At 68.2% G+C, this 22,155-nt stretch carries 25 protein-coding genes and 1 riboswitch; of the genes, 12 read left to right on the top strand and 13 right to left on the bottom strand.

The features are described 5' to 3' along the window. Positions 1-23: 23 nt before the first annotated feature. From PARJ55_RS0111590 to leuD, 4 genes are all read right to left on the bottom strand, one after another. Entirely contained in the window at positions 24-722 is a 699-nt protein-coding gene (locus PARJ55_RS0111590; RefSeq protein WP_028713195.1) for a CbtA family protein, read from the bottom strand. A 1-nt stretch (position 723) separates the two neighbouring features. Beyond that, positions 724-900 carry a CbtB domain-containing protein gene (locus PARJ55_RS0111585; RefSeq protein WP_024843046.1) on the bottom strand — a complete coding sequence of 59 codons (177 nt, stop codon included), beginning with the start codon at positions 898-900 and terminating at the stop codon, positions 724-726. A gap of 36 nt (positions 901-936) precedes the next feature. Then, a riboswitch (cobalamin riboswitch) is annotated at positions 937-1,141 on the bottom strand. A gap of 139 nt (positions 1,142-1,280) precedes the next feature. Beyond that, entirely contained in the window at positions 1,281-2,333 is a 1,053-nt protein-coding gene (locus tag PARJ55_RS0111580) for an endonuclease/exonuclease/phosphatase family protein (RefSeq protein ID WP_028713194.1), read from the bottom strand. Further along, on the bottom strand, positions 2,324-2,929 hold the full coding sequence (gene leuD, locus PARJ55_RS0111575) for a 3-isopropylmalate dehydratase small subunit (RefSeq protein WP_028713193.1): 606 nt from the start codon (positions 2,927-2,929) through the stop codon (positions 2,324-2,326). Before leuD ends, PARJ55_RS0111580 begins: the two co-directional genes overlap by 10 nt. Before the next feature lie 92 nt (positions 2,930-3,021). Between leuD and PARJ55_RS0111570 the strand changes: the two genes are divergently transcribed. Further along, positions 3,022-3,603, top strand: a complete 582-nt coding sequence (locus tag PARJ55_RS0111570) for a hypothetical protein (RefSeq protein WP_028713192.1) — start codon at positions 3,022-3,024, stop codon at positions 3,601-3,603. Between the two features lie 17 nt (positions 3,604-3,620). Here the strand turns inward: PARJ55_RS0111570 and leuC are convergent, their stop codons facing one another. Beyond that, the gene (gene leuC, locus PARJ55_RS0111565; protein WP_028713191.1) at positions 3,621-5,057 is read right to left on the bottom strand and encodes a 3-isopropylmalate dehydratase large subunit; all 1,437 of its coding nucleotides are present in this window, start codon (positions 5,055-5,057) and stop codon (positions 3,621-3,623) included. A gap of 292 nt (positions 5,058-5,349) precedes the next feature. Here leuC and PARJ55_RS0111555 point away from each other — a divergent pair, with 292 nt between their 5' ends. The 4 genes from PARJ55_RS0111555 to PARJ55_RS0111540 all read left to right on the top strand — a co-directional run bounded on the left by PARJ55_RS0111555 (position 5,350) and on the right by PARJ55_RS0111540 (position 7,236). Further along, positions 5,350-5,583, top strand: coding sequence for a hypothetical protein (locus PARJ55_RS0111555; RefSeq protein WP_028713190.1), 234 nt, complete (start codon positions 5,350-5,352; stop codon positions 5,581-5,583). A 76-nt stretch (positions 5,584-5,659) separates the two neighbouring features. Continuing rightward, entirely contained in the window at positions 5,660-6,115 is a 456-nt protein-coding gene (gene rsfS / locus PARJ55_RS21930) for a ribosome silencing factor (protein WP_084637832.1), read from the top strand. Between the two features lie 3 nt (positions 6,116-6,118). Beyond that, positions 6,119-6,586 carry a 23S rRNA (pseudouridine(1915)-N(3))-methyltransferase RlmH gene (rlmH, locus tag PARJ55_RS0111545; protein WP_028713188.1) on the top strand — a complete coding sequence of 156 codons (468 nt, stop codon included), beginning with the start codon at positions 6,119-6,121 and terminating at the stop codon, positions 6,584-6,586. A gap of 116 nt (positions 6,587-6,702) precedes the next feature. Continuing rightward, entirely contained in the window at positions 6,703-7,236 is a 534-nt protein-coding gene (locus PARJ55_RS0111540; protein WP_028713187.1) for a hypothetical protein, read from the top strand. A 651-nt stretch (positions 7,237-7,887) separates the two neighbouring features. Here the strand turns inward: PARJ55_RS0111540 and PARJ55_RS0111535 are convergent. Further along, positions 7,888-8,715 carry an LOG family protein gene (locus PARJ55_RS0111535; RefSeq protein WP_028713186.1) on the bottom strand — a complete coding sequence of 276 codons (828 nt, stop codon included), beginning with the start codon at positions 8,713-8,715 and terminating at the stop codon, positions 7,888-7,890. Positions 8,716-8,809: 94 nt separating this feature from the next. Between PARJ55_RS0111535 and dapD the strand changes: the two genes are divergently transcribed. Next, complete coding sequence (gene dapD, locus PARJ55_RS0111530) at positions 8,810-9,634, top strand: 2,3,4,5-tetrahydropyridine-2,6-dicarboxylate N-succinyltransferase (RefSeq protein ID WP_028713185.1); 825 nt, start codon at positions 8,810-8,812, stop codon at positions 9,632-9,634. A gap of 106 nt (positions 9,635-9,740) precedes the next feature. After that, positions 9,741-9,992, top strand: coding sequence for a GlsB/YeaQ/YmgE family stress response membrane protein (locus PARJ55_RS0111525; RefSeq protein ID WP_028713184.1), 252 nt, complete (start codon positions 9,741-9,743; stop codon positions 9,990-9,992). A gap of 35 nt (positions 9,993-10,027) precedes the next feature. Here the strand turns inward: PARJ55_RS0111525 and PARJ55_RS0111520 are convergent, their stop codons facing one another. Further along, complete coding sequence (locus PARJ55_RS0111520) at positions 10,028-10,498, bottom strand: YbaK/EbsC family protein (protein ID WP_028713183.1); 471 nt, start codon at positions 10,496-10,498, stop codon at positions 10,028-10,030. Positions 10,499-10,554: 56 nt separating this feature from the next. On the opposite strand from PARJ55_RS0111520, the gene PARJ55_RS0111515 reads away from it, so the two are divergent. Both PARJ55_RS0111515 and PARJ55_RS0111510 read left to right on the top strand, forming a co-directional pair. After that, positions 10,555-10,875, top strand: a complete 321-nt coding sequence (locus PARJ55_RS0111515; protein ID WP_028713182.1) for a hypothetical protein — start codon at positions 10,555-10,557, stop codon at positions 10,873-10,875. A gap of 91 nt (positions 10,876-10,966) precedes the next feature. Continuing rightward, complete coding sequence (locus PARJ55_RS0111510; RefSeq protein WP_028713181.1) at positions 10,967-12,217, top strand: lytic murein transglycosylase; 1,251 nt, start codon at positions 10,967-10,969, stop codon at positions 12,215-12,217. 81 nt (positions 12,218-12,298) lie between these two features. Here the strand turns inward: PARJ55_RS0111510 and PARJ55_RS0111505 are convergent, their stop codons facing one another. Genes PARJ55_RS0111505 through gpmI form a run of 4 tightly spaced genes read right to left on the bottom strand, consistent with a single transcriptional unit; the run spans position 12,299 to position 16,954 of the window. After that, positions 12,299-12,790, bottom strand: a complete 492-nt coding sequence (locus PARJ55_RS0111505; RefSeq protein ID WP_028713180.1) for an RNA pyrophosphohydrolase — start codon at positions 12,788-12,790, stop codon at positions 12,299-12,301. Further along, positions 12,787-14,202, bottom strand: coding sequence for a S41 family peptidase (locus tag PARJ55_RS0111500; RefSeq protein WP_028713179.1), 1,416 nt, complete (start codon positions 14,200-14,202; stop codon positions 12,787-12,789). The genes PARJ55_RS0111505 and PARJ55_RS0111500 overlap by 4 nt, the downstream gene beginning before the upstream one ends. After that, positions 14,199-15,434: a murein hydrolase activator EnvC gene (locus PARJ55_RS0111495; RefSeq protein ID WP_028713178.1), complete on the bottom strand. Its 1,236-nt coding sequence runs from the start codon at positions 15,432-15,434 to the stop codon at positions 14,199-14,201. The genes PARJ55_RS0111500 and PARJ55_RS0111495 overlap by 4 nt, the downstream gene beginning before the upstream one ends. Further along, a complete protein-coding gene (gene gpmI / locus PARJ55_RS0111490) occupies positions 15,431-16,954 on the bottom strand; it encodes a 2,3-bisphosphoglycerate-independent phosphoglycerate mutase (protein ID WP_028713177.1) in 1,524 nt (507 codons plus the stop codon). Before gpmI ends, PARJ55_RS0111495 begins: the two co-directional genes overlap by 4 nt. 174 nt (positions 16,955-17,128) lie before the next feature. Between gpmI and PARJ55_RS0111485 the strand changes: the two genes are divergently transcribed. Next, positions 17,129-18,076, top strand: coding sequence for a metallophosphoesterase (locus PARJ55_RS0111485; protein WP_028713176.1), 948 nt, complete (start codon positions 17,129-17,131; stop codon positions 18,074-18,076). A 107-nt stretch (positions 18,077-18,183) separates the two neighbouring features. Here the strand turns inward: PARJ55_RS0111485 and rlmN are convergent, their stop codons facing one another. Together rlmN and PARJ55_RS0111475 are read right to left on the bottom strand one after the other, a co-directional pair. Then, positions 18,184-19,383 carry a 23S rRNA (adenine(2503)-C(2))-methyltransferase RlmN gene (gene rlmN, locus PARJ55_RS0111480; protein ID WP_028713175.1) on the bottom strand — a complete coding sequence of 400 codons (1,200 nt, stop codon included), beginning with the start codon at positions 19,381-19,383 and terminating at the stop codon, positions 18,184-18,186. Positions 19,384-19,492: 109 nt separating this feature from the next. After that, positions 19,493-20,020, bottom strand: a complete 528-nt coding sequence (locus tag PARJ55_RS0111475; RefSeq protein WP_028713174.1) for an invasion associated locus B family protein — start codon at positions 20,018-20,020, stop codon at positions 19,493-19,495. Between the two features lie 151 nt (positions 20,021-20,171). On the opposite strand from PARJ55_RS0111475, the gene PARJ55_RS0111470 reads away from it, so the two are divergent. Both PARJ55_RS0111470 and PARJ55_RS0111465 read left to right on the top strand, forming a co-directional pair. Next, positions 20,172-21,158: an asparaginase gene (locus PARJ55_RS0111470; protein WP_028713173.1), complete on the top strand. Its 987-nt coding sequence runs from the start codon at positions 20,172-20,174 to the stop codon at positions 21,156-21,158. A 139-nt stretch (positions 21,159-21,297) separates the two neighbouring features. Then, positions 21,298-22,116 (top strand): calcium-binding protein, encoded by an 819-nt coding sequence (locus tag PARJ55_RS0111465; protein WP_051416244.1) that lies wholly within the window; start codon positions 21,298-21,300, stop codon positions 22,114-22,116. The last annotated feature ends 39 nt before the right edge of the window (positions 22,117-22,155 follow it).

Genomic DNA, 22,155 nt, shown 5'->3' with positions numbered 1-22,155 from the left:
GGCCGGAAGGGCTGCGGCCCGGATCAGGCGGCTTGCGGAAGGGGCGCGCGCTGCCCCTCGCGCTGCCAGAACCAGCCGGCCAGCAGGCCGAGCACCGCCCAGGCCAGGGCGCCGGCCCCCAGCGCGCGGCCGGCGAATTCGGCCGAAAGCTCGGGCGGGACCGGGCCGGCATAGCTGTCGGGCTGCGGCGCGCCGATCAGATGCGGCGCCAGGATCAGCACGATTGCCACGCCCCAGGCCGGCCAGCCCCTGCCGAAGGCGATCAGCCACAGAGCAAGCCCGGTGGCCAGTGCCGTGCCCAGCCACCAGATGGCGCGGATCTGCACATCGGCGGCGGCGACGCCCGGCACCTCGGGGGCAAGGCCGAAGGCGGGGGCGAGCTGCATGGTCAGGTAGCCGGCAAGACCCCAAAGCAGCCCCCGCCGCGCCGTGACCGCATTGCCCTGCGATTCGGCAACCGCCATCAGCGCCACCAGCATCAGCCCGTAGCCGGCATAGACCAGCATGGTGAACAGCACCGAAAGCATGTTGCGGGTCCATTCGAAGGGGCCGAGATCCTGATGCGCGCTGACGGATTCGGCGCCGAAATGCGCCAGCTGCCCGGATTCGTAAAGCTCGGCATGCAGCAGCACCGGCTGCACGAACCAAAGCTGCAACAGGGCGGCAATCAGCCCCGTTGCAGCGCCAGCGATCAATCCGCTGGTCAGAATGCGCGAGAACATGTCAGTGGCAGGGGAAGCCGGTGGCGTGACGCACGTCATGTGCGGCGTCATGCAGGGTTTCGGCCTGCACCAGCCCGGACATGAAGATCAGCCCGAAGCCGATGGCGAAGGCGGCGATGGCGGGAAACAGCACCGAGGCGCGGCTGGCCCCCGCGGCGGTCATGGGTTTTGCGGTCATCTGCGACCCTTTCCTTATGTCGTCCAACCCGACGACGTTGCGGTTTTGCGCATCGGCAGGTCTCCTGGCTTGCGGGTCACGGCAGACGCCCGCCTTCCCGGCCGGTTGGCCAGTGGCATGATGGGCGTCCGCTCTCCGCTTACAGTCGCGGGGGCGGCTGCGGATTTGGCCCCGGATGCCCCGGGCCGCACCGCATTCCCTTTTGGCCCCGGAAAGGGGCACCGATACACGCATATGTTACCTGCGCCGCCGCCGCGGCGGCAAGCGGAATCGAGGACCGGGCGGCGGGCCGGCGGGCGGCGCTGTCGCATGGGTATTTGGAGAACGAAGAAGATGCCCGAGGGATCGCGCGGGGATCGAGGCAGGCGGGCTTGTCCGGATCACGGGGCCGGCGGCCAGTCCAGATCGACCCAGACCAGCCGGTGCGCGGAAGCGGCCAGGGCGGCCTCGGCCAGCGGGCCCTCGGCCGGCCAGAACACGCCCGCGTCCAGCACCGTGAGGCCCTTGGCCGGCAGGACGTAATCGACGCGCAGGTTGCCGGGCGGCTTGTCGTCGGGCCAGTCGCCGGTATCCAGCGCCGGATCGCCCTTGTGGCGGTCGTTCACGCCGCCCTTTGCTGCCGCCCCGCCGGCGCTACGGGGCCGGGGGTCGGTGACATGCGCCATGATCCGGGCCAGCGCCTCGGGCCGGCCCTCGCTGTCCATGGGGTCGAGATTGAGGTTGCCGGCCAGCACGAAAGGGCCGCCCGGCAGGTGGTGCAGCCAGAAGGCCAGCTCGTCATGGTTGCGCCGGCCGTTCAGGTCCTCGGGCCCATCGAAGACCGGCGGCGTCGCGGACATGGCGAGCAGGTGGAGCGGGTTGCCCCTCACCGTCACGACCGCGTCCCAATGCGCGGTCGAGGACAGCCGGCGGATCGCCGCCACCTTCTCGGGCAGCGGCGGCATCAGGTGGCCGGGCAGGTCGCGCCACAGGGCGCCGGTGTAATCCGTGACCGGCCCGATGGGATGGCGCGACAGGATCGCCATGCCGCCCTGGCCCGAGAATCTGCCATAGCCCTCCGCGTCGTCCGCCGTGCCCAGCCGCCCGTCGGCGTTCAGGTCCAGCCCGGTCGTCATGCCGGAATTCGGTCGCGCCGCGAAACGGTGCGGATAGTCCAGCCCGGCCCGGGCCAGCCTTGCGGCAAAGGCGTCCAGCGCCCGGCCGTCCAGATCCCAGTCGAAATCGGTCAGCAGCAGGATGTCGGGCCGGGTCTCGGCCAGCACGGCGACGACCGCGGCGACCTGCGCATCCTCGCGACCGAGGTCGCGCAACAAAAGCCCCGGCCCGTCGCGCGACAGGTCGGGGCTGTAGGTGGCGATCCGCAAGGGCTCGGCATGGGCGGCAAGGCCAAGGACGGCCAGCAGGACCGCCCCGGCAAGCGCCCTTACACCCAAGGCCGGCTCTGGGCCATCTGCGCCTCGAACGTGTCGATGGCGCTGGCCTTTTCCATGGTCAGGCCGATATCGTCCAGCCCGTTCAGCAGGCAATGGCGGCGGAACGGGTCCAGCTCGAAGGGAAAGCTCTGCCCGTCCGAGGTGGTCACGGTCAGGTTTTCCAGGTCCACGGTCATGCGGGCGTTGGCGCCCTTCTTCGCGTCCTCCATCAGCACCTCCACCACCTCGGGCGGCATGACGATGGGCAGGATGCCGTTCTTGAAGCAGTTGTTGTAGAAGATGTCGGCGAAGCTGGTGGAGATCACGCAGCGGATGCCGAAATCCAGCAGCGCCCAGGGCGCATGTTCGCGCGACGAGCCGCAGCCGAAATTGTCGCCGGCGACGATGATCTGCGCCTCGCGGTAAGCCGGCTGGTTCAGCACGAAATCCGGGATCTCGTTGCCTTCGGCGTCGTAGCGCATCTCGTCGAACAGGTTCTTGCCCAGACCCGAGCGGTGGATCGTCTTCAGGAACTGTTTGGGGATGATCATGTCGGTGTCGATATTGACCAGCGGCATGGGCGCCGCGATGCCGGTCAGGGTGGTGAACTTGTCCATGTCTTGATCCTCGCAGAATTGACTGGGGGCGCGCGCGCCCGTTAACCGAGACCCGAGCGGCGCCTGGCGCCATGGCTATACGGGTCTTGCTGATGTTTTTCGGGTTTTCGAGTTTCGCCGCCCTGCGCGCCTGCATCGCGCGCGACTGGACGCCGCAGATCGGCGATCCCGAGATCACCGGCTGGCTGACGGTGCTCTCGTATGTTGTCTGCCTGTTCCTGGCGGTGAAGGTGCTGCGCCGCCGGCCGGCCGGCGCGGCGCGCGGGCTGTGGCTGGCGATCGCCGGGCTGATGGCGTTCCTGGCGCTGAACAAGCAGCTTGACCTGCAGACGGCGCTGACCGCCACCGGACGCTGCATGGCCCGGGCGCAGGGCTGGTACGACAACCGCTACCTGGTGCAGCTGGCCTTCATCGCCGGGCTGGTGCTGGGCGTGGTGCTTGCGCTGATCTGGGCGACGAAGGCCCTGCGCGGGCACATGCGCCGCAACGGCCTTGCCCTGCTGGGGCTGGCCGTGCTGTGCGGTTTCGTGCTGGTGCGCGCGGTGGGTTTCCATCATGTCGATATGCTCATCAGCATGGATTTCGCGAACCTCAAGTTCAACTTCTGGTTCGAGAATGCCGGGCTGGTGCTGATCGCGATCAACGCCCTGCTGCTTCTGCGGCGGGGCCGCTAGGGGCCCCGCCCGAAGCATCAGACGGTTTCCACCAGAAGCTCGCGCACGTCGGTCAGGTGGCCCTTGATGCCCGCCGCCGCCGCCATGACCGGCGACATCAGATGCGTGCGGCCGCCGCGGCCCATGCGTCCCTCGAAATTGCGGTTCGAGGTCGCGGCGCAGCGTTCGCCCGGCGCCAGCTGGTCGGGGTTCATGCCCAGGCACATCGAGCAGCCGGCCAGACGCCATTCGAAGCCGGCGTCGATGAAGATCTTGTCCAGACCCTCTTCCTCGGCCTGCATGCGCACCAGGCCCGAGCCCGGCACGACCATGCCACGCACGCCCGGCGCCAGCCTGTGGCCCTTGAGGATGCCGGCGGCGGCGCGCAGATCCTCGATCCGGCCATTGGTGCAGGAACCGATGAAGACCGCGTCGATCTTGATCTGGTTCAGCGGGGTGCCCGGCTTCAGGCCCATGTAGTCGAGGCTGCGGCGCGCGGCCTCGACCTTGCCGCCCTCGAAATCCTCGGGGGCGGGGACCGTGCCGGTGATCGGCAGCACGTCCTCGGGCGAGGTGCCCCAGGTCACCACCGGGGCGATGTCCTCGCCGCGGATGGTGACGACCTTGTCCCAATGCGCGCCCTCGTCGCTGAAGAGGGTCTTCCACCAGCTGACCGCGGCCTCCCAGGCGGCGCCTTTCGGGGCATGGGGGCGGCCCTTGCAATAGTCGAAGGTCTTTTCGTCCGGGGCGATCAGGCCGGCGCGGGCGCCGCCCTCGATGGCCATGTTGCAGACGGTCATGCGGCCTTCCATCGACAGGTCGCGGATCGCCTCGCCGCAATATTCGATGACATAGCCGGTGCCGCCGGCGGTGCCGGTCCTGCCGATCACCGCCAGCGTGATGTCCTTGGCGGTGACGCCGGGACGCAGCTTGCCGGTGATTTCCACCTTCATGTTCTTGGATTTCTTCTGGATCAGCGTCTGGGTGGCCAGGACGTGTTCCACTTCCGAGGTGCCGATGCCATGCGCCAGCGCGCCGAAGGCGCCATGCGTCGCGGTATGGCTGTCGCCGCAGACCACCGTCATGCCGGGCAGGGTCCAGCCCTGTTCCGGCCCGACGATATGGACGATGCCCTGGCGGATGTCGTTCATCGGGTAATAGTTCAGCCCGAATTCGCGGGCGTTCTTGTCCAGTTCCGCGACCTGGATGCGGCCCTCGGGGTTCTCGATGCCGTCCACGCGGTCGGCGGTGGTGGGCACGTTGTGGTCCGGCACGGCGATGGTCTGGTCGGGGCGGCGCACCTTGCGCCCGGCCATGCGCAGGCCCTCGAAGGCCTGGGGCGAGGTCACCTCATGCACCAGGTGGCGGTCGATATAGAGGATGCAGGTGCCGTCGTCGGAACGCTCGACCACATGGGCGTCGAAGATCTTGTCGTAGAGGGTGCGGGGCGCGCCCGCGTTCGTGTTGCCGGTCATGGCTGTCTCTTTTCTGGAAGACTAGCTGGGAAAGGGCGGAGGGGCCGCAACCTGCGGCAGGGCGCGCAAAGGCGCCCGCCGTCGTCAAAGTCGGGCGGTGACGGACAGGCTTTCGCCGTAGAACCGGCCCGGCAGGCGGGCGCGGTCGTGAATGTCGAAATAGACGAATCCTCGCATGACAGCAGTAATAGGTCGATTTCACGTCATATTCAATATCGCCACACGGTCCTGTTAATTCCAAGTTGGGAAATGGTCCCTATTTTCTATGCAAGGAACAAGAAAGGGACCGATCATGCTGATTCGCATCATCCTGCGGACGATTCCCCTGCTCTGCGTGGCCGCCTTTGCGCTGGCGGTGGGCCTGGAACAGGACCGGCCGGGCCCGGCGCAGGGGGTGGCGGGGGCCGAAACCCGGCAGCTGGCCTGGGGTGCCGGGCAGGTGCGATGCGTCGATCCCTGGGGGAATCTGCCGCTTTCCGCCTGTTCCTCGGCCGAGCCAGCCAGAAATCCGCCGCCGCCACATTGAGCAGGCGCGATTCCGTGCTACATTACTAGGGCCCCGGCGCCGGGGGAGATCGGCGTGATGACCGGAGGATGAACCCCTGTCCAATACCGTCTCGCCGGCTTCTGCGCCGGCTGCGACCACCGCGGAGTCCGGGCTGACGAGCGATCAGCTACTGGGCCGCATTCTTGCCTCTCTTGACGACGACAAGGCCGAAGATGTCGTGACCATCGACCTGCGCGGCCGCTCGGCCATGGCCGATCACATGGTGATCGCCTCGGGCCGCAACGCGCGGCAGGTGGCCTCGATCGCCGAAAAGCTGGTCGAGCGCCTGAAAGAGCAGACCGGCCGCTCGGCCCGGATCGAGGGCAAGGAAACCGGCGATTGGGTGCTGATCGACACCGACGACGTGATCGTCCATGTCTTCCGTCCCGAAGTCCGGGAATTCTACCAGCTGGAAAAGATGTGGATGCCGGCCGACGCGCTGCGCTCGGCCACGCTTGACCGGATGCGTGCCGAACACGCGGCCGAAGAGGCCCGCAAGACCCAGAACTGACCCATGCGCATGGTCATTGCCGCGGTCGGGCGGCTGCGGCAGGGCCCCGAGGCGAAGCTGATCGCCGATTACCTGGACCGTCAGGCCAAGGCGGGCCGCAGCCTGGGCCTGCCCCCCGTGACGCTGGCCGAGGTCGAGGACCGGCGCGGCGGCGGCATGGCGGCCGAGGCGGCGCTGCTGGCCAGGGCCGTCCCCGACGGCGCGGCCCTGGTGGTGCTGGACGAGCGCGGCCAGATGCTCAGCTCTCCGGAATTCGCGGCGCGAATCGCCGGCTGGCGCGACCAGGCCCGGGATGTGGCCTTCGTGATCGGCGGCGCGGATGGCATCGACCCCGGCCTGCGCGACCGGGCCGACCTGGCGATCAGCTTCGGCCGCATGGTCTGGCCGCATATGCTGGTCCGCGTCATGCTGGCCGAGCAGATCTATCGCGCCACCACCATCCTCGCCGGCAGCCCCTATCATCGCGAATGAGTGCAACGCCTTTGAACGATTAAGTTTTTAGGCAGAATGCCGGGAGGGCCCAGGTGAATTTCCCGGGCCTTTCTGCTAGGATGGGCCATCAAGGTCATCAGTTTCCGGGGTATGTCATGATCCCAATCGTCAATCAGATCCACAGCCGGGCCGGCCCCGCCACCCCCCAGGCGGCGCGAGAGGTCGAGGTCGTCGGTCCAACCATCGCCCGCGCCCAGCCCGAAGTGCCGGTGGTCGAGGAATCCGGTGCCGCCGCCGGCGACGTGCCGCTTGGGCGCGGAGGCATCGACCGCTCGCAGCAGACCGAAGCGGCCCCGCCCCGGCGGCAGGCCGTCAAGCCGGCCAGGGCGGCCGAGGATATGGACGGCCCCCAGGATCGCGCCGTGTTCCGTGCCAAGGTGATCAGGTTCCTGACCGCGATCTATGGCGATGACGAATCCTTTCGGCGGGCGCTGAAACTCGGCACCATCGTGATCCGCGCCGCCGAGGATCCGCCCGACCCCGAATTGCGGCCCGAGCTTTCCCTTGCGATCTATCGTCATGGCGCAGAGCAGGCGGATCCGCCTGCCGAGCCTCTGCCCGAGCGCAGCTCAGGCGGCCAGCCGCAAGCTGTCGGCGCGACCGATTTCATCGCCTGGTGGCCGAAATAGCGACGATTGCAATCGTCGCGTCCGGAATTGCGTTGCCCGGCACCGTCGCAGCCCGAATGGCAGCGGCGAGCGGGTGGCGGCTGTCATGGCTCGCCGACTGAAATCAGGCGGTGCACAGGGGGCACTGGGCTGGACCGGGTGACGGTCGATTGCCGGCGCAATTTCGAGATCACGGCTCGCCCGGGCGTCACAGGCGGTCGACAGGTTCGCCAGAGCAGGTTTGCGGCGAACGGGTTTGCGGCGTATCCCGCTCTGGGGCCCGGCCGGAGCAGAAGCCTTAACTGTCTGCTGAAAAAGTCCACGCGTCGGGACAGCCTGCGCCAGGAACCAGAAAACCCGCCACAGACTCGACCGGAAATTCCCGATGCTGAGGCGGATCTTCACCAGATCCGGAACGATTTCCGGCACCATAGCCTTTTCAGAGTTTTCCAGCGGCCTTTTAACGGTTTTACTGCGCCGGTGCGACGCGATGGTCGCAGGCTCGCCCGTTGCCGGCCTTGCGGTTCGCCGCAAGAGCGGGCCGGGCGGCGAGGCGCGGCGGCCGGGCTTCGGCTCGGCGCATCGCCGTCGGCGGGACATGGCCGGAGCGAGTCGTCCATCGGGCCCGAAAGCGAAGGCCCGCGAGGGGCTGCCGGCGCAAGGGGTGCCCCGTCAGGGGCAGGGCACCACCCAGTTGTCGATGATCTCGACCGCCTCGTCCGCGCTTTCGACGAAGCTGATCAGCTCCAGGTCCTCGGGGCTGATGGTGCCGGCCTCGGCCAGCGCCTGCCAGTTGATCACCTTGTGCCAGAACTCCGGCCCGAACAGGATGAAGGGCACCCGCTTCATGCGGCCGGTCTGGATCAGGGTCAGCGCCTCGAACATCTCGTCCATGGTGCCGAAGCCGCCGGGGAAGATCGTCACCGCCTTGGCCCGCATCAGGAAATGCATCTTGCGGATGGCGAAATAATGGAAGTTGAAACACAGGTCGGGCGTGACATAGGCGTTCGGCGTCTGCTCGTGCGGCAGCACGATGGACAGGCCGATCGAGGCGCCGCCCGCCTCATGCGCGCCCAGGTTGCCGGCCTCCATCACCCCCGGCCCGCCGCCGGTGCAGATCACGTTCTCGGCGCCATAGCTTTCCAGGCTGCGTTCCGTCATCAGCCGGGCAAAGCGCCGCGCCTCGTCATAGTAATGCGACAGGGCGGCCAGCTCCGGGGTGCGCGCGCCTTCCCGCCGCTCGGGCGCGGGGATGCGGGCGCCGCCGAACATCACCACGGTCGAGCGGATGCCGCGCGCGTCCATGATCATCTGCGGCTTCAGCAGTTCAAGCTGCAGCCGCACCGGGCGCAGTTCCTCGCGCAGCAGGAATTCGGTATCGGTAAAGGCCAGCCGATAGGCCGGCGCGCGGGTCTGGGCCGTGTCGGGGGTGATCTCGGCCACCGCCACGTCCTGATGGCTGTCGCGGAACGGGTGGCTGCGCTCTTCTAGTTCTGTCATCCAAACCTCTGGCGGGGACCGCCGCACATTGCGCGGCTGCACCCCTCGGCTTATAGCCCTTGGACAGGAGTTTCCACCGTTGAGAGGCCAGACCATGTCGAATGACGCACTTGAAGCCGCCATCGAATCCGCCTGGGAGATCCGCGACCAGATCACCCCCGCGACCAAGGGCGAGGTTCGCGACGCCGTCGAGGCCACGCTGGAGGCGCTGGACAAGGGCGCTCTGCGCGTCGCCGAAAAGCGCGGCAGCGACTGGCATGTGAACCAATGGGCGAAAAAGGCCGTGCTGCTGGGCTTTCGTCTGAAGGACATGGAAGTGCATATGGGCGGCCCGCAGGGCGGCACCTGGTGGGACAAGGTGGACAGCAAGTTTGCCCATTGGGGCCAGGCGCAATGGCAGGCCGCCGGCTTCCGCGCCGTGCCGAACTGCGTGGTGCGCCGCTCGGCCTATATCGCCAAGGGCGTGGTGCTGATGCCCAGCTTCGTGAACCTGGGCGCCTATGTCGACGAGGGCACCATGGTCGACACCTGGGCCACCGTCGGCTCCTGCGCGCAGATCGGCAAGAACGTGCATCTTTCGGGCGGCGTCGGCATCGGCGGCGTGCTGGAACCGATGCAGGCCGGTCCGACCATCATCGAGGACAATTGCTTCATCGGAGCGCGTTCGGAAGTGGTCGAGGGCTGCATCGTGCGCGAGGGCTCGGTCCTGGGCATGGGGGTCTTCATCGGCAAGTCCACCAAGATCGTCGACCGCGAGACCGGCGAGGTCATGTATGGCGAGGTGCCGGCCGGTTCGGTGGTGGTCGCCGGCTCGATGCCCTCGAAGAACGGCGTGAACCTTTACTGCGCGGTGATCGTGAAGCGCGTCGATGCGCAGACCCGCTCCAAGACCTCGATCAACGAGCTGCTGCGCGACTGACCTGTTGCAGCCCTGCACCGGACTCACCCCTGCGTGAGACCGGCGTGAAACCCAAGCGCCGCCGCTGCGTTCAACCCGCACAGGTATCCTGAAAGCGGAGTTTCACATGCAGGGTTTGGGTTGGCTGGCCGCGATCATCGTCGGCGGTCTTGCGGGCTGGATCGCCAGCAGCATCATGAAGGCGGATACGGGGATCATCCTCAACGTCATCCTGGGCATCGTCGGCGCCATCGTCGGCAATGCGCTTCTGGGTCTGGTCGGGCTGAACGCCCAGGCCGGCAGCTGGCTCGCGCAGGGGGTCGCCGGGCTCATCGGCGCGGTGGTGCTGATCTGGCTTTACCGGGCAGTGGCCGGATAGCGAAAACGGGGCGGGGTTTCCCGCCCCTTTTCCTGTCAGGCGGTGAAATCCGCCCGTTTCGCCCCGGTGATGCGGACCAGATCCTCCGGCGCGATGGCGAAGACGTGGCGCGGCGTCCCGGCCGCCGCCCAGACCGTCTCGAAATCCAGCAGTCGCGGGTCCAGCCAGGCCTGGACCTGCCGCAGATGCCCGACCGGCGCGACGCCGCCGATGGCGAAGCCGGTCTCGGCCCGGATCAGGTCCGCATCGGCCTTGCCGAGGCTTTGCCCCGCCAGCGCCGTCGCCTTGGCCGGATCGACGCGATTGCCGCCGGCGGTCAGGAACAGCACGACATGGCCGGTCGTCTCGCCGCGGAAGATGATCGACTTGGCGATCTGGTCGACCGCGCAGCCGACCGCGGCCGCCGCGCCCTCGGCGGTGCGGGCGCTGTCGTCGGTCTCGCGGATCTCGACGGCAAGCCCGGCCGCCTGCAGCGCCGATTGCACCCGCTTCAAGCTCTTGCTCATTGTCTCTCCCTCCGGTTTCGGGCGATATGACGCGAAAATGCAGCAAAGGAAAAGCCATGGCCCAGCAGGTCTACACGCTTCTGGTCGAGGTCGGCCGCGCCGCGGATGACGGACTGCCCGAAGGCGCCAGCGGCGCGGCTTTGGTCTGCTACGCCTCGGGCGTGACCGAGGAGGAGGCGGTGCGCGAGACCGTCGCCATCCTCAAGCAGGCCGGGCTGGCGCCCATCGAGGTCACCGGCCATGGCAGCATCGACGAGCGGCTGGCCGAGGGCCACGAGATCCCCGAGGAGGAGCGCGCCCTGATGGACCGCGCGCTGAACGAGAACGCGGTGATCGTCGCCCAGATGGAGCCGCTCTTTGCCGAGGAGGACGGCTGATCGGGGCCCCTATCCAGCCGCGCCGGGCTGGGCTAGACTGGCCGCAACCAGAAGAAAAGCCCATGAACGAGCAACGGAACGGACAGGCAGAATGACCAGACGCATTTCCCGCATCGCGACCTCGGCCGTGCTGACCATCGCCCTGGCAGGCTGCGGCGTGTCGATGAACCAGGGCCCGGGCGGTGTCGGCGGCAATTTCGGCGGGCTGCCCACGGCGGGCGGGCAGGGCTCCGAGGCCGGCTTCCAGAACTGGGTGCAAAGCTTCCGCCCGCGCGCCCTGGCGGCCGGCGTCTCGCCCGGCACCTTCGACAGCGCCATGGCGGGGGCGCATTACCAGCCCAGCATCGTGGCGCTGGACCGCAAGCAAAGCGAATTCACCAAGCCGATCTGGGACTATCTCGACGGGGCCATCGGCACCCGCGGCGCGACCGGCCGGGCGAAGGCCGCGCAATATGCCGGCACGCTTTCGGCCATCGAGGCGCGCTACGGCGTCCCGCGCGAGATCGTGCTGGCGGTCTGGGGCATGGAGTCGAATTTCGGGGCCAATCGCGGCAATACCCGGATCGTGCCGGCCTTGGCGACGCTGGCCTATGATGGCCGGCGCGGCGAATTCTTCGCCGGCGAGCTGGTGGCGGCGCTGCGCATCATCCAGTCCGGCGACGTGGACAGCGCCCATATGGTCGGAAGCTGGGCCGGGGCCATGGGGCATACGCAGTTCATGCCCTCGTCCTTCCTCTCCCACGCCGTCGATTTCAACGGCGACGGCCGCCGCGACATCTGGTCGGACGACCCGACCGACGCGCTGGCCTCGACGGCCAGCTACCTGCGCCAGAACGGCTGGCGCCCCGGCCAGAGCTGGGGGACCGAGGTCATCCTGCCGCAGGGCTTCGACTTCAACCAGGCCGGCAAGTCGGTGCAGCATTCCGGCAGCCAATGGGCGGCGATGGGCGTGCGCACGGTCAGCGGCGCGCCGGTGCCCTCGGGCTCGATCCTCGCACCGGCGGGATCGCGCGGCCCGGCCTTCCTGATCACGGAAAACTTCCGCGCCATCCTGAAATACAACGCCTCGGACAGCTACGCCCTCGGCGTGGCCTATCTGGGCGAGGCCATCGCCGGCCGCCGCGGCATCCAGGGCAGCTGGCCGCGCGGCGACCGCACGCTGTCGAACAGCGAAAAGGCCGAGATCCAGCGCCTGCTGATGGCCCGCGGCTTCGACACCGGCGGCGTGGACGGCAAGCTCGGCAGCCAGTCGACCGAGGCGATCAAGGCCTTCCAGCGTTCCCGCGGCGTGACGCCCGACGGCTATGCCGATACCCGCCTGCTGGCCATGCTGCGCAGCTAAGGAAAAGGGGCGGCCCCGAAAGCCGCCCTTCTTGCTTTCTCTGTTTCACAAATACCCAAACCGGCCGCGCAACCGGCGCGGTCAGGCCAGGATTCCGCGAAACTCGCCCAGCACCCGCGCATAGACCTCGCGCTTGAAGGGCACGATGCTGTCGACCAGATCCACCGCCCGCATCCATTGCCAGCGGTCGAATTCGGGATGCGCGGTCGCGATGCGGATGGCGTCGTCGGGGCCGAGGAAGCGCATGGCGAACCATTTCTGCTTCTGCCCGCCGTATTTGCCCTTCCAGACCTTGCCCAGCAGCTCGGGCGGCAGGTCGTAGGTCACCCAATCGGGCGTTTCCGCCACCACATCGACCAGATCGGTGGTCACTCCGGTTTCCTCGACCAGCTCGCGCAGGGCCGCCTCGCGCGGGGTCTCGCCGCGGTCGATGCCGCCTTGCGGCATCTGCCAGGCCGGGCCGGGATTGTCGATGCGCTGCCCGGCAAAGACCAGCCCCGCCGGGTTGATCAGCACCACCCCGGCGCAGGGCCGGTAGGGCAGGCCCGAGGGGCCCAGCAGATCGCCGCTCATTCCGCTTGCGCCCCCTGGGCCGCGTCCTCGCCGGTGACGGCGGGTTTCGCGGCCTCGGGCACGGCCTGGGCATGGTAATCCACCGCCGCCAGGCCCTTGAGGATATCGACGGCATAGGCCAGCTGGTAGTCCTCCTCGCGCAGCTTGGCGGTGGCCTCGACCTGCTTGGCCTCTTCCTCGATCTGCTTGCGCTCCTCGTCGCTGATCGAATCGTTGTTCAGCGCGCCGCGCAGGTCGGCTTCCGAGTTCAGGAATTTCGACTCGGTCCGCGGCTTGCCGTCCTCGTCCTCCTCCTGCGGCTTCGGCGCCGGCTGCTCGACGATGATGTCGGGCTGGATGCCCAGCGACTGGATCGAGCGGCCCGAGGGCGTGTAGTAGCGCGCCGTGGTCAGGCGGATGGCGCTTTCGGCGGTCACCGGCATCACCGTCTGCACCGAGCCCTTGCCGAAGCTCTTGGTGCCGACGACGATGGCGCGGCGGTGGTCCTGCAGCGCCCCGGTGACGATTTCCGAGGCCGAGGCCGAGCCGCCATTGATCAGCACCACCATGGGCTTGCCCTCGGCCAGGTCGCCCGCCTTGGCGTTCCAGCGTTCGCTGTCCTCGGACTTGCGGCCGCGGGTCGAGACGATCTCGCCCTTGTCGAGGAAGGCGTCCGAGACCTCGATGGCCTGGTTCAGCAGGCCGCCGGGATTGTTGCGCAGGTCCAGCACGAAGCCCGTGACCTTGTCGATGCCGCCGGCATCCTTGATCGCCTTGGCCATCTCGGTGCGCAGCGTCTCCATGGTCTCGTCGTTGAAGGTGGTGACGCGCAGCACCACGGCATGGCCCTCGATCCGGGTCTTGACCACCGTCAGCTTGATGATGTCGCGGGTGATGGTCAGGTCGAAGGGCTCCTTCTCGCCCTCGCGCAGGATGGTGATCTTGATCTCGGACCCGACCGGGCCGCGCATCTTCTCGACCGCCTCGTCGAGGTTCAGCCCCATCAGCGATTCGCCGTTCACATGGGTGATGTAGTCGCCGGCCTTCACCCCGGCCTCGGCGGCGGGCGTGTCGTCGATGGGCGAGATGACCTTGACCAGCCCGTCCTCCTGCCCGACCTCGATGCCCAGGCCCCCGAAGCTGCCCCGGGTCTGGGTCTGCATGTCGTTGTAGTCCTTGGCCGACAGGAACGAGCTGTGCGGGTCGAGCGAGGTCAGCATGCCGTTGATCGCGGCCTCGATCAGCTTCTTGTCGTCCACCTGCTCGACGTAATCGGCGCGCACGCGCTCGAAGACGTTGCCGAACAGGTCCAGCTGTTCATAGACCGAGGCGTTCTTGCCCGATTCCTGCGCGACCAGCGGGCCGGCGAATTGGGTGGCGACGGTGATGCCCGCAAGCGTGCCGATCGCCCCTGCCAGAAGATAATGTTTCATTCAGTTCCGTCCTGCCCGGTTGCGTTGCGGCCTGTCCCGTCCGTGGCCTCTCCGACAATGGGATTCATCACGAACCATTCTGCCGGGTCCAGAGTTTCCTTGCCCTTGCGGAGTTCAACATACAGTGTCTCGGTCTGTCCAGCACCGCCTCCGGCGGCGGCATTGGCGACGAATTCGGCGCCGAACTCCTGCGCGGGCGGTTCCTGCCCGCCCATCAGCCCGACCGGCTCGCCCGCCGCCAGCACGTCGCCCGTCTCGCCGAAGACCTGCGCCAGCCCGGCAAATATCATCAGATACCCCCGCGCGGGCTCAACGATCATCACATTGCCGTAATCGAGCAGCGGCCCGCGATAGCGGATCGTCGCCGGCCAGGGCACCGTCACCAGCGCGGCGGGCGAGGTGGCGATGACCATGCCCGGGCGCCGCACCCCCGAGGCGTCGGCCTCGCCATAGCGGCGCAGCACCGTGCCCAGCACCGGCAGCGCCAGGCTGCCCTGCGCCCCCTCGAAATCGGCCATGGGCGGGCCGACATCCTGCTCCATGCCGGCGATGCCCGAGGCGAAGGCGTCCAGCGTGTCGGCCGATTGCACCAGCGCCGTCAGCTCCTTGGGGTCCTCGCCGAAACGCACCGGCAGACTGGAGCGGTCGGTGACGGCCGAGGCCAGCAGACGCCGCGCCTCCTGCACCTGCCCCAGCCCCTGCGCCAGCGTGTTGGCGGCGTTCAGCTGGATGGTCCGCACGGCGCGGATTTCCTCCAGCTTCTGCTGCATCTCGCGCGCCTCGCCCTCGAGCCCGGGGGCGACCGAGGACAGGATCATCCCCGCCCGGGCCGAGGATTCCGGCCCCGAGGGATGCAGCAGCAGCATGGTCTCGGGCGATTGCTGCATCGAGGTCATCACCCCCAGCACCCGGCCCAGCCGCTCGCGCCGGGCGTCGAATTCGGTGCGGATCTCCTGCTCGCGGATGCCGGCGCGGCGCAGCCCGTCGCGCAGGGCCGCCATGCCCTGCTCGTAGGCGCGGATCATCCGGGTCAGGGCGACGACCTGGTCGTCCTCGGTCAGCGCCTCGTCGAGCTGGCCCGCCGCCTCGCGCAGCATGGTTGCGGCCTGCGCCGCCTCCTGCGCGGCCTGGCTCAGCTGCGAATCGCCCTGCGCGGGCGTCGCCGGCTGGGCCAGGGCCATCGAGCCGATGGCGACGCCCATCAGCAGCGGCAGGAGCAGCCCGTGTTTCATGCGTGCTCGATCAGCGAGGAGCCGGTCATCTCGGGCGGCAGGCCCAGGCCCATCAGGTCCAGCACGGTCGGCGCCACGTCGGCCAGCCGGCCGTTGCGCAGCCGCGCGCCTTCGGGGCCGCCGAAGACGATCACCGGCACCGGGTTGGTGGTGTGGGCGGTATGCGGCCCGCCGGTCTCGGGGTCGATGGTGGTCTCGCAATTGCCGTGGTCGGCGATGATCACGGCGGCGCCGCCGGATTTTTCCAGCGCCTCCAGCATCATGCCCAGCCCCTTGTCCACCGCCTCGCAGGCGCGGATCGCGGCGGGCAGGCTGCCGGTATGGCCGACCATGTCCGGGTTGGCATAGTTCACCACGATCAGGTCGTAGCCGGCCTCGATCGCCTCGACCAGCTTGGCACTGACCTCGGGCGCCGCCATTTCCGGCGCCAGGTCGTAGGTCGCGACCTTGGGGCTGGCCGGCATGAAGCGGTCCTCACCCGGCTCGGGGGTTTCCTTGCCGCCGTTCAGGAAGAAGGTGACATGCGGGTATTTCTCGGTCTCGGCCAGGCGGAACTGGCGCAGGCCCTTGGCGGCGACCCAGGCGCCCAGCGTGTTCACCACCTGCCGCTTGGGATAGGCGGCGTCCATGTATTCGTCATGGCTGGCGGAATAATCGACCATGCCCAGCAGCGCCGCCCATTGCGGCCGCCTGCCGGTATCGAAGGCGGCGAAATCCGGCTGGCCGATGGCGGCGAGGATCTCGCGCGCCCGGTCGGCGCGGAAGTTGAGGCAGAAGAACCCGTCGCCGTCCCCGGCGCCGGCATAGCCGTCGATCACCGTGGGCTGGATGAACTCGTCGGTCTCGTCGCGCTCATAGGCATCGGCCACGGCCTGGGCGGCATCGGGGGCGGGCAGCCCCTCGCCCCGCACCATGGCGGCATAGGCGCGGGCGACGCGGTCCCAGCGGTTGTCGCGGTCCATGGCGTAATAGCGGCCGATGACGGTGCCGATCCGGGCGGCTTCGGGCAGGCCGCGCAGCAACTCGGTGACGAAGCCCGAGGCGGATTTCGGCGGCACGTCGCGGCCGTCGGTGATGGCATGGACCACGACCGGCACGCCCTTGTCGGCGATGGCGCGGGCGGCGGCGACGACATGCCGGACATGGCCGTGCACCCCGCCATCCGAGACGACGCCCATCAGATGCGCCGTGCCGCGGCTGGCCTTGAGCTTGCGGATGAACTCGCCCAGGGCAGGGTTCTCGTAGAAGCTGCCGTCCTCGATCGCCAGGTCGATCTGGCCCAGGTCCATGGCGACGACGCGGCCGGCGCCGATATTGGTGTGGCCGACCTCGGAATTGCCCATCTGCCCCTTGGGCAGGCCGACATCCGGGCCGAAGGTCACCAGCGTCCCATGCGGGCAGTCGCGCATCAGCCGGTCGAAATTCGGCGTCCTGGCCTGGTCGGGCGCGCTCTGCTCGGGGCGCGGGGAAATGCCCCAGCCATCGAGGATGCAAAGGACGACGGGTTTCGGACGGGTCATGCGGCACCTCTTTCGCGGGTCGTGACGCTTCTACGACCGCAGGCGGCGGGGGGCAAGTTCGGGCGCGATTGTGCCGGAATCGTGAAGCCGGCCGGCGGGCGGCGATGTCACCCTGCCGTCAAGGAAGCCCGCTAAGCGGGACGCATTCCATCATCCGTCTCAGGAGGACCGACCATGTTCACCCGTCGCGATCTGCTGGCAGCGGCACCGGCCGCCGCCGCCCTCGTCTCGACCGCCGCCGGCACGGCCGCGCTGGCGCAGGAGGGCGAAACCGCATCGGCCGGCTTCACCCCCTTCCGCTTCGGGGTGATCAGCGATCCGCAATTCGCCCCGGTCGTCCCGAACGCCACCGCCACCCGCTTCTATGGCAATTCGCTGTGGAAGCTGGACGCGGCCATCGCCGAGCTGAACCAGCACGACGACCTGGAATTCGTGGTGACGCTGGGCGACATCATCGACCGGCACTGGGAAAGCTACGGCCATATCCTGCCGGTCTATGACCGGCTCAGGCATCGCAAGCATTTCCTGCTTGGCAATCACGATTACGACTATCCGCCGGAATGGATTCCCTCGGTGGTCCGCACCGTGGGCATGCCGGCGCCCTATTACGATTTCGCGGTCAAGGGCATCCGCTTCATCGTGGTGGACGGCAACGACGTCTCGACCTTCGCGCCGCCCCAGGACGATCCACGCCGCACCCTGGCCGAGGAGCGGCTGGCGAAGCTGAAGGAAAGCGGCGCCGAGAACGCGCAAAGCTGGAACGGCTCGCTGTCGGACCAGCAATTCGCCTGGCTCGAGGAGCGGCTGAAGGCGGCGGCGGGGGCGGGCGAGCGCGCCATCCTGCTGTGCCACTACCCGGTCTATCCGGCGAACGAGCACAATCTCTGGGACAGCGAGCGCATCGTCGAGCTGGTCAAGGCGCATCCGCATTGCCTGGCCTGGTTCAACGGCCACAACCATGCCGGCAATTACGCCGCCATCGGCAAGCAGCATTTCGTGAACTTCCGCGGCATGGTGGATACGCCCGACCAGTCCTGCTTCGCCATCGTCACGATCCAGCAGGACCGGATCGAGATCCAGGGCTTCGGCCGCGAGGAAAGCCGGGTGCTGGACCTGGCCTGAGGCCGCTTCTTCGTTGCCCAAATACCCCGCAGGGGAGTCCGCCGCGCCTGCGGCGGACGGGGGACGCGAAGTCCCTCCGGTGCGCCGTCGATGCAGGCGGTCCCGGATCAGGCCGCTCCGCCCGCCTCGGCCGCGATCTCGGCCCGCGACTTGCGGCCGCGCTCGGTCGCGGATTTCAGCTGGCCGCAGGCCGCCATGATGTCCTCGCCCCTCGGCGTGCGGATCGGAGAGGCATAGCCGGCCTTGTGGACGATGTCGGCAAAAGCCTCGATCCGCTCCCAGCTCGACCGGCGATAGGGCGAGCCGGGCCATTCGTTGAACGGGATCAGGTTCACCTTGGCCGGGATGCCGCGGATCAGCTTGACCAGCCGGCGGGCGTCCTCGTCGCTGTCGTTCACCCCGTCCAGCATCACGTATTCGAAGGTGATGCGCTCGCTGTTCGACAGGCGCGGATAGTCGCGCAGCGCATTCAGCAGCGTCTCGATGTTCCACTTCTTGTTCACCGGCACCAGCCGGTCGCGGGTCTCGTCGGTGGTGGCGTGGAAGCTGACCGCCAGCAGGCAGCCGATCTCCTCGGCGGTCTTGGCGATCTCGGGCACGATGCCGCTGGTCGACAGCGTGATGCGGCGGCGCGACAGGCTGATGCCCTCGCCATCCATCACCACCTTCATGGCGTCGCGGACATTGTCGAAATTATACAGCGGCTCGCCCATGCCCATCAGCACGACGTTGGAAACCAGCCGCGTCTCGTCCTTGGGCGCGCCGGGCTTCGGCCATTCCCCCAGGTCGTCGCGGGCGACCATGACCTGGCCGACGATCTCGGCCGCGGTCAGGTTGCGCACCAGCTTCTGCGTGCCGGTGTGGCAGAAGGAACAGGTCAGCGTGCAGCCGACCTGCGAGCTGATGCACAGCGTGCCGCGGTTCTCCTCGGGGATGTAGACAGTCTCGACCTCGTGCCCGCCGCTGATGCGCAGCAGGTATTTGCGGGTGCCGTCGGCCGAGATCTGACGGGTGACGATCTCGGGCAGGGCGATCTCGAACTTCTCGGCCAGCAGGGCGCGGTAGTCCTTGGCCAGGTTGGTCATCTGCGCGAAATCGCGCACGCCCCAGTGATAGAGCCATTGCCAGACCTGGCCGACGCGCATCCTCGCCTGCCGTTCCGGGGTGCCGGCCTCGATCAGCGCCTCGTGCAGCTGCGCGCGGGTCAGGCCGATCAGGTTCCGCCGCGCCGTCTCGGGCAGCTTGCGCGGGATGGTCAGCAGGTCCTGGGTGATCGGGGCGGGCGTGACGGGCGACGGGGCGTTCATGGCTGGGCTGTCCGGGCGGGGAGGGGGCAATGGGCCTATATAGGGCAGGACGGCCCAAAAGAAAACAGGGGCCGAAGCCCCTGCCTGTGCCGAATCGGTCGGGTGCGGCTTATTTGCAGGCCGCCTGCGCCTTGTTTGTCGCGGCGGTGATGCCGGACAGGCTGAACGTGTCCTTGGTCACCGTGCCGCGCGCCGAGCGCCCGGTGATGACCGCCGACGAGCCGGCCCGCAGCGCCGAGACCAGCTTGGCATCCTCGGCCGGCGAGCCGGTCCAGGCGCTTTCGCCCTCGGTGAACAGCTTGAAGACATTGCCGCCGATATTCACCTCGACCGCCGAATCCGGCGCGAAGGGGTAGCCGCCCGAGAACGAGACCTCGCCGTTCTGGCCGGGGCGATAGGCGACGTAAAGCCGGATGTCGCCGCGCGTCACTTCCTTGGGCTTGCCGCTGGTGTCCAGGTTCTGGGTGGATTTCGGGGCCGAGACGGCCCAGCATTCCTTGGGACTGTTCGCCGAGAAGACGGTCCAGTCGCCCTCGGTCCCGATTACGTTCGTCGAGTCCTGGGCCAGGACTGGCGAAGACGCGGCGATCGCGAGTGCGGCGGCTGCCGCTGCGGCGCGCGGCGCGAATTTCAACATGCTCTGGCCTCCTGCCATGGTCCGGTTCGATCCGGCTTGTTGCCGATGATGGTGGTGTTTTCAACCATCTGGCGGCAAGATAATGCGAAAAGGAAGCGGTGAAAAACCCCCGTTTGCGGAAAATCGCGCGATTGTCAGAGGAAACACAGCCATGACCGCTGCCAGACTCATCGAATTGTGGCGTGGCGGGCTGCGCGAAAGCAGTCATCTGGGCCATGTGGTGATTTCGGATGCGAACGGCATCGTCGAAGCCTGGGGCAATCCCGGCGCGGTGATCTATCCGCGCTCCTCCTGCAAGATGATCCAGGCCCTGCCCCTGGTCGAAAGCGGCGCCGCCGATCAGGCGGGGCTGGGAAGCGAGCATCTGGCCCTGGCCTGCGCCAGCCATAACGGCGGACGCATCCATACCGAACGGGTCGCGGCCTGGCTTTCCGCCCTGGGCTTCGAGGAGGAGGACCTGCGCTGCGGCGCCCACATGCCGCGCGACCCCGAGGAGCATCGCCGGCTGCTCTGCTCGGACAGCCGGCCCTGCCAGATCCACAACAACTGCTCGGGCAAGCATGCCGGTTTCCTGACGCTCAAGCGGCACATGAAGGCCGGGCCGGAATATGTCGAGATCGACCACCCCGTGCAGCGCGCCGTGCGCCGCGCCTTCGAGGAGACGACGGGAGAGACCGCCGCCGGCTGGGGCGTCGACGGCTGCTCGGCGCCGAACTTCGCCTGCACGGTCGAGGGGCTGGCCCATGCCATGGCCGGTTTCGCCCGTCCCGGCGCCGGCGCGCGGGGCCAGGCCCAGCGGCGCCTGGTCGAGGCCATGCTGGCCCATCCCGAACTGGTCGCCGGCGAGGGGCGGGCCTGCACGGAACTCATGCGCGCCATGAAGGGCCGGGCCGTGGTCAAGACCGGTGCCGAAGCGGTCTTCGTCGGCATCGTTCCCGAACGTGGGCTCGGCATCGCGCTGAAGGTCTCGGACGGCGGCACCCGCGGCGCCGAGGCCGCGATCGCGGCCTTGCTGGTCCATCTGGGCCTGCTCGGGGAAGGCGATCCGGTGGTGCGGAAATACCTGACCGGCCCGCTGCGCAACTGGCGCGGCCTGGAAACGGGCGAATTGCGCCGCGCCGAGGGCTTCCCGGTCTGACATCCCGTCCCTCGCGGGACAGGCGATCCGCTGCCGATGCGCGACGGGGCGCATCGCGTTTCGCCTGCGGATATGGCATAGCCGACAGGTCCAGACAAATTGGGCAAAATTCTTGGTAATTTTTTGACGAGGTATCAGCATGGCGACCCTCTCCTATGATTTTTACTGGTCGGTCTATTCCACCACCCTTGCCGATGTCGCGGCCGAGCTTGCCGCGCAGATGGCGCGGCTGCCGACGATCAACCGCATCGCCGGGACCGCGGGCAACGACCGGCTGGACGGCACCGATTGCGACGACGCGCTGCTGGGTGGTGCCGGCAACGACGTGATGCGCGGCTTTGGCGGCAACGATTTCCTGCATGGCGGTCTGGGCAACGACCGCATGTGGGGCGGCGACGGCGGCGATTCCATGCATGGCTGCAACGGCAACGACCAGATGTGGGGCCAGGCCGGCAACGACTTCATGCATGGCGGTCTGGGTCACGACCAGATCTGGGGCGGCCTGGGCAATGACCGCCTGCACGGCTGTTTCGGCAACGACACCATGCGGGGCGAAGCGGGGCATGATTTCCTGCATGGCGGCTTCGGCGACGACCAGTTGTTCGGCGGCGCCGGCAACGACACGCTCAACGGCTGTTTCGGCGACGACCTGATCGACGGCGGTGCCGGCAACGACCTGCTTTCCGGCGGTTACGGGCGCGACACCTTTGTCTTCAACGGCGGCCGGGACCGGATCATCGACTTCGAGACCGGCAGCGCGGCCTGCGGCTGCGGCACCGGTCACGAGGCCGAGCTGATCCGCATCGACATCGCCGGGTTGGACAGCCATGCCGATCTGATGGCAGCTGCCGAACAGGTCGGCGGCGATACCGTCTTCGACTTCGGCGGCGGCAATGCGCTGGTGCTGCAGGGCGTGGCGCTGGCCGACCTGGACGAGACGATGTTCGTCTTCGCCTGACCGGGGGACGGGCAGGGCCTTGCGCCTTGCCCGCTTCGA

It is taken from the genome of Paracoccus sp. J55 (assembly GCF_000513975.1).
In the GTDB taxonomy this organism is placed as follows: Bacteria; Pseudomonadota; Alphaproteobacteria; order Rhodobacterales; family Rhodobacteraceae; genus Paracoccus.
This window is presented reverse-complemented; position numbering and strand designations above follow the sequence as displayed.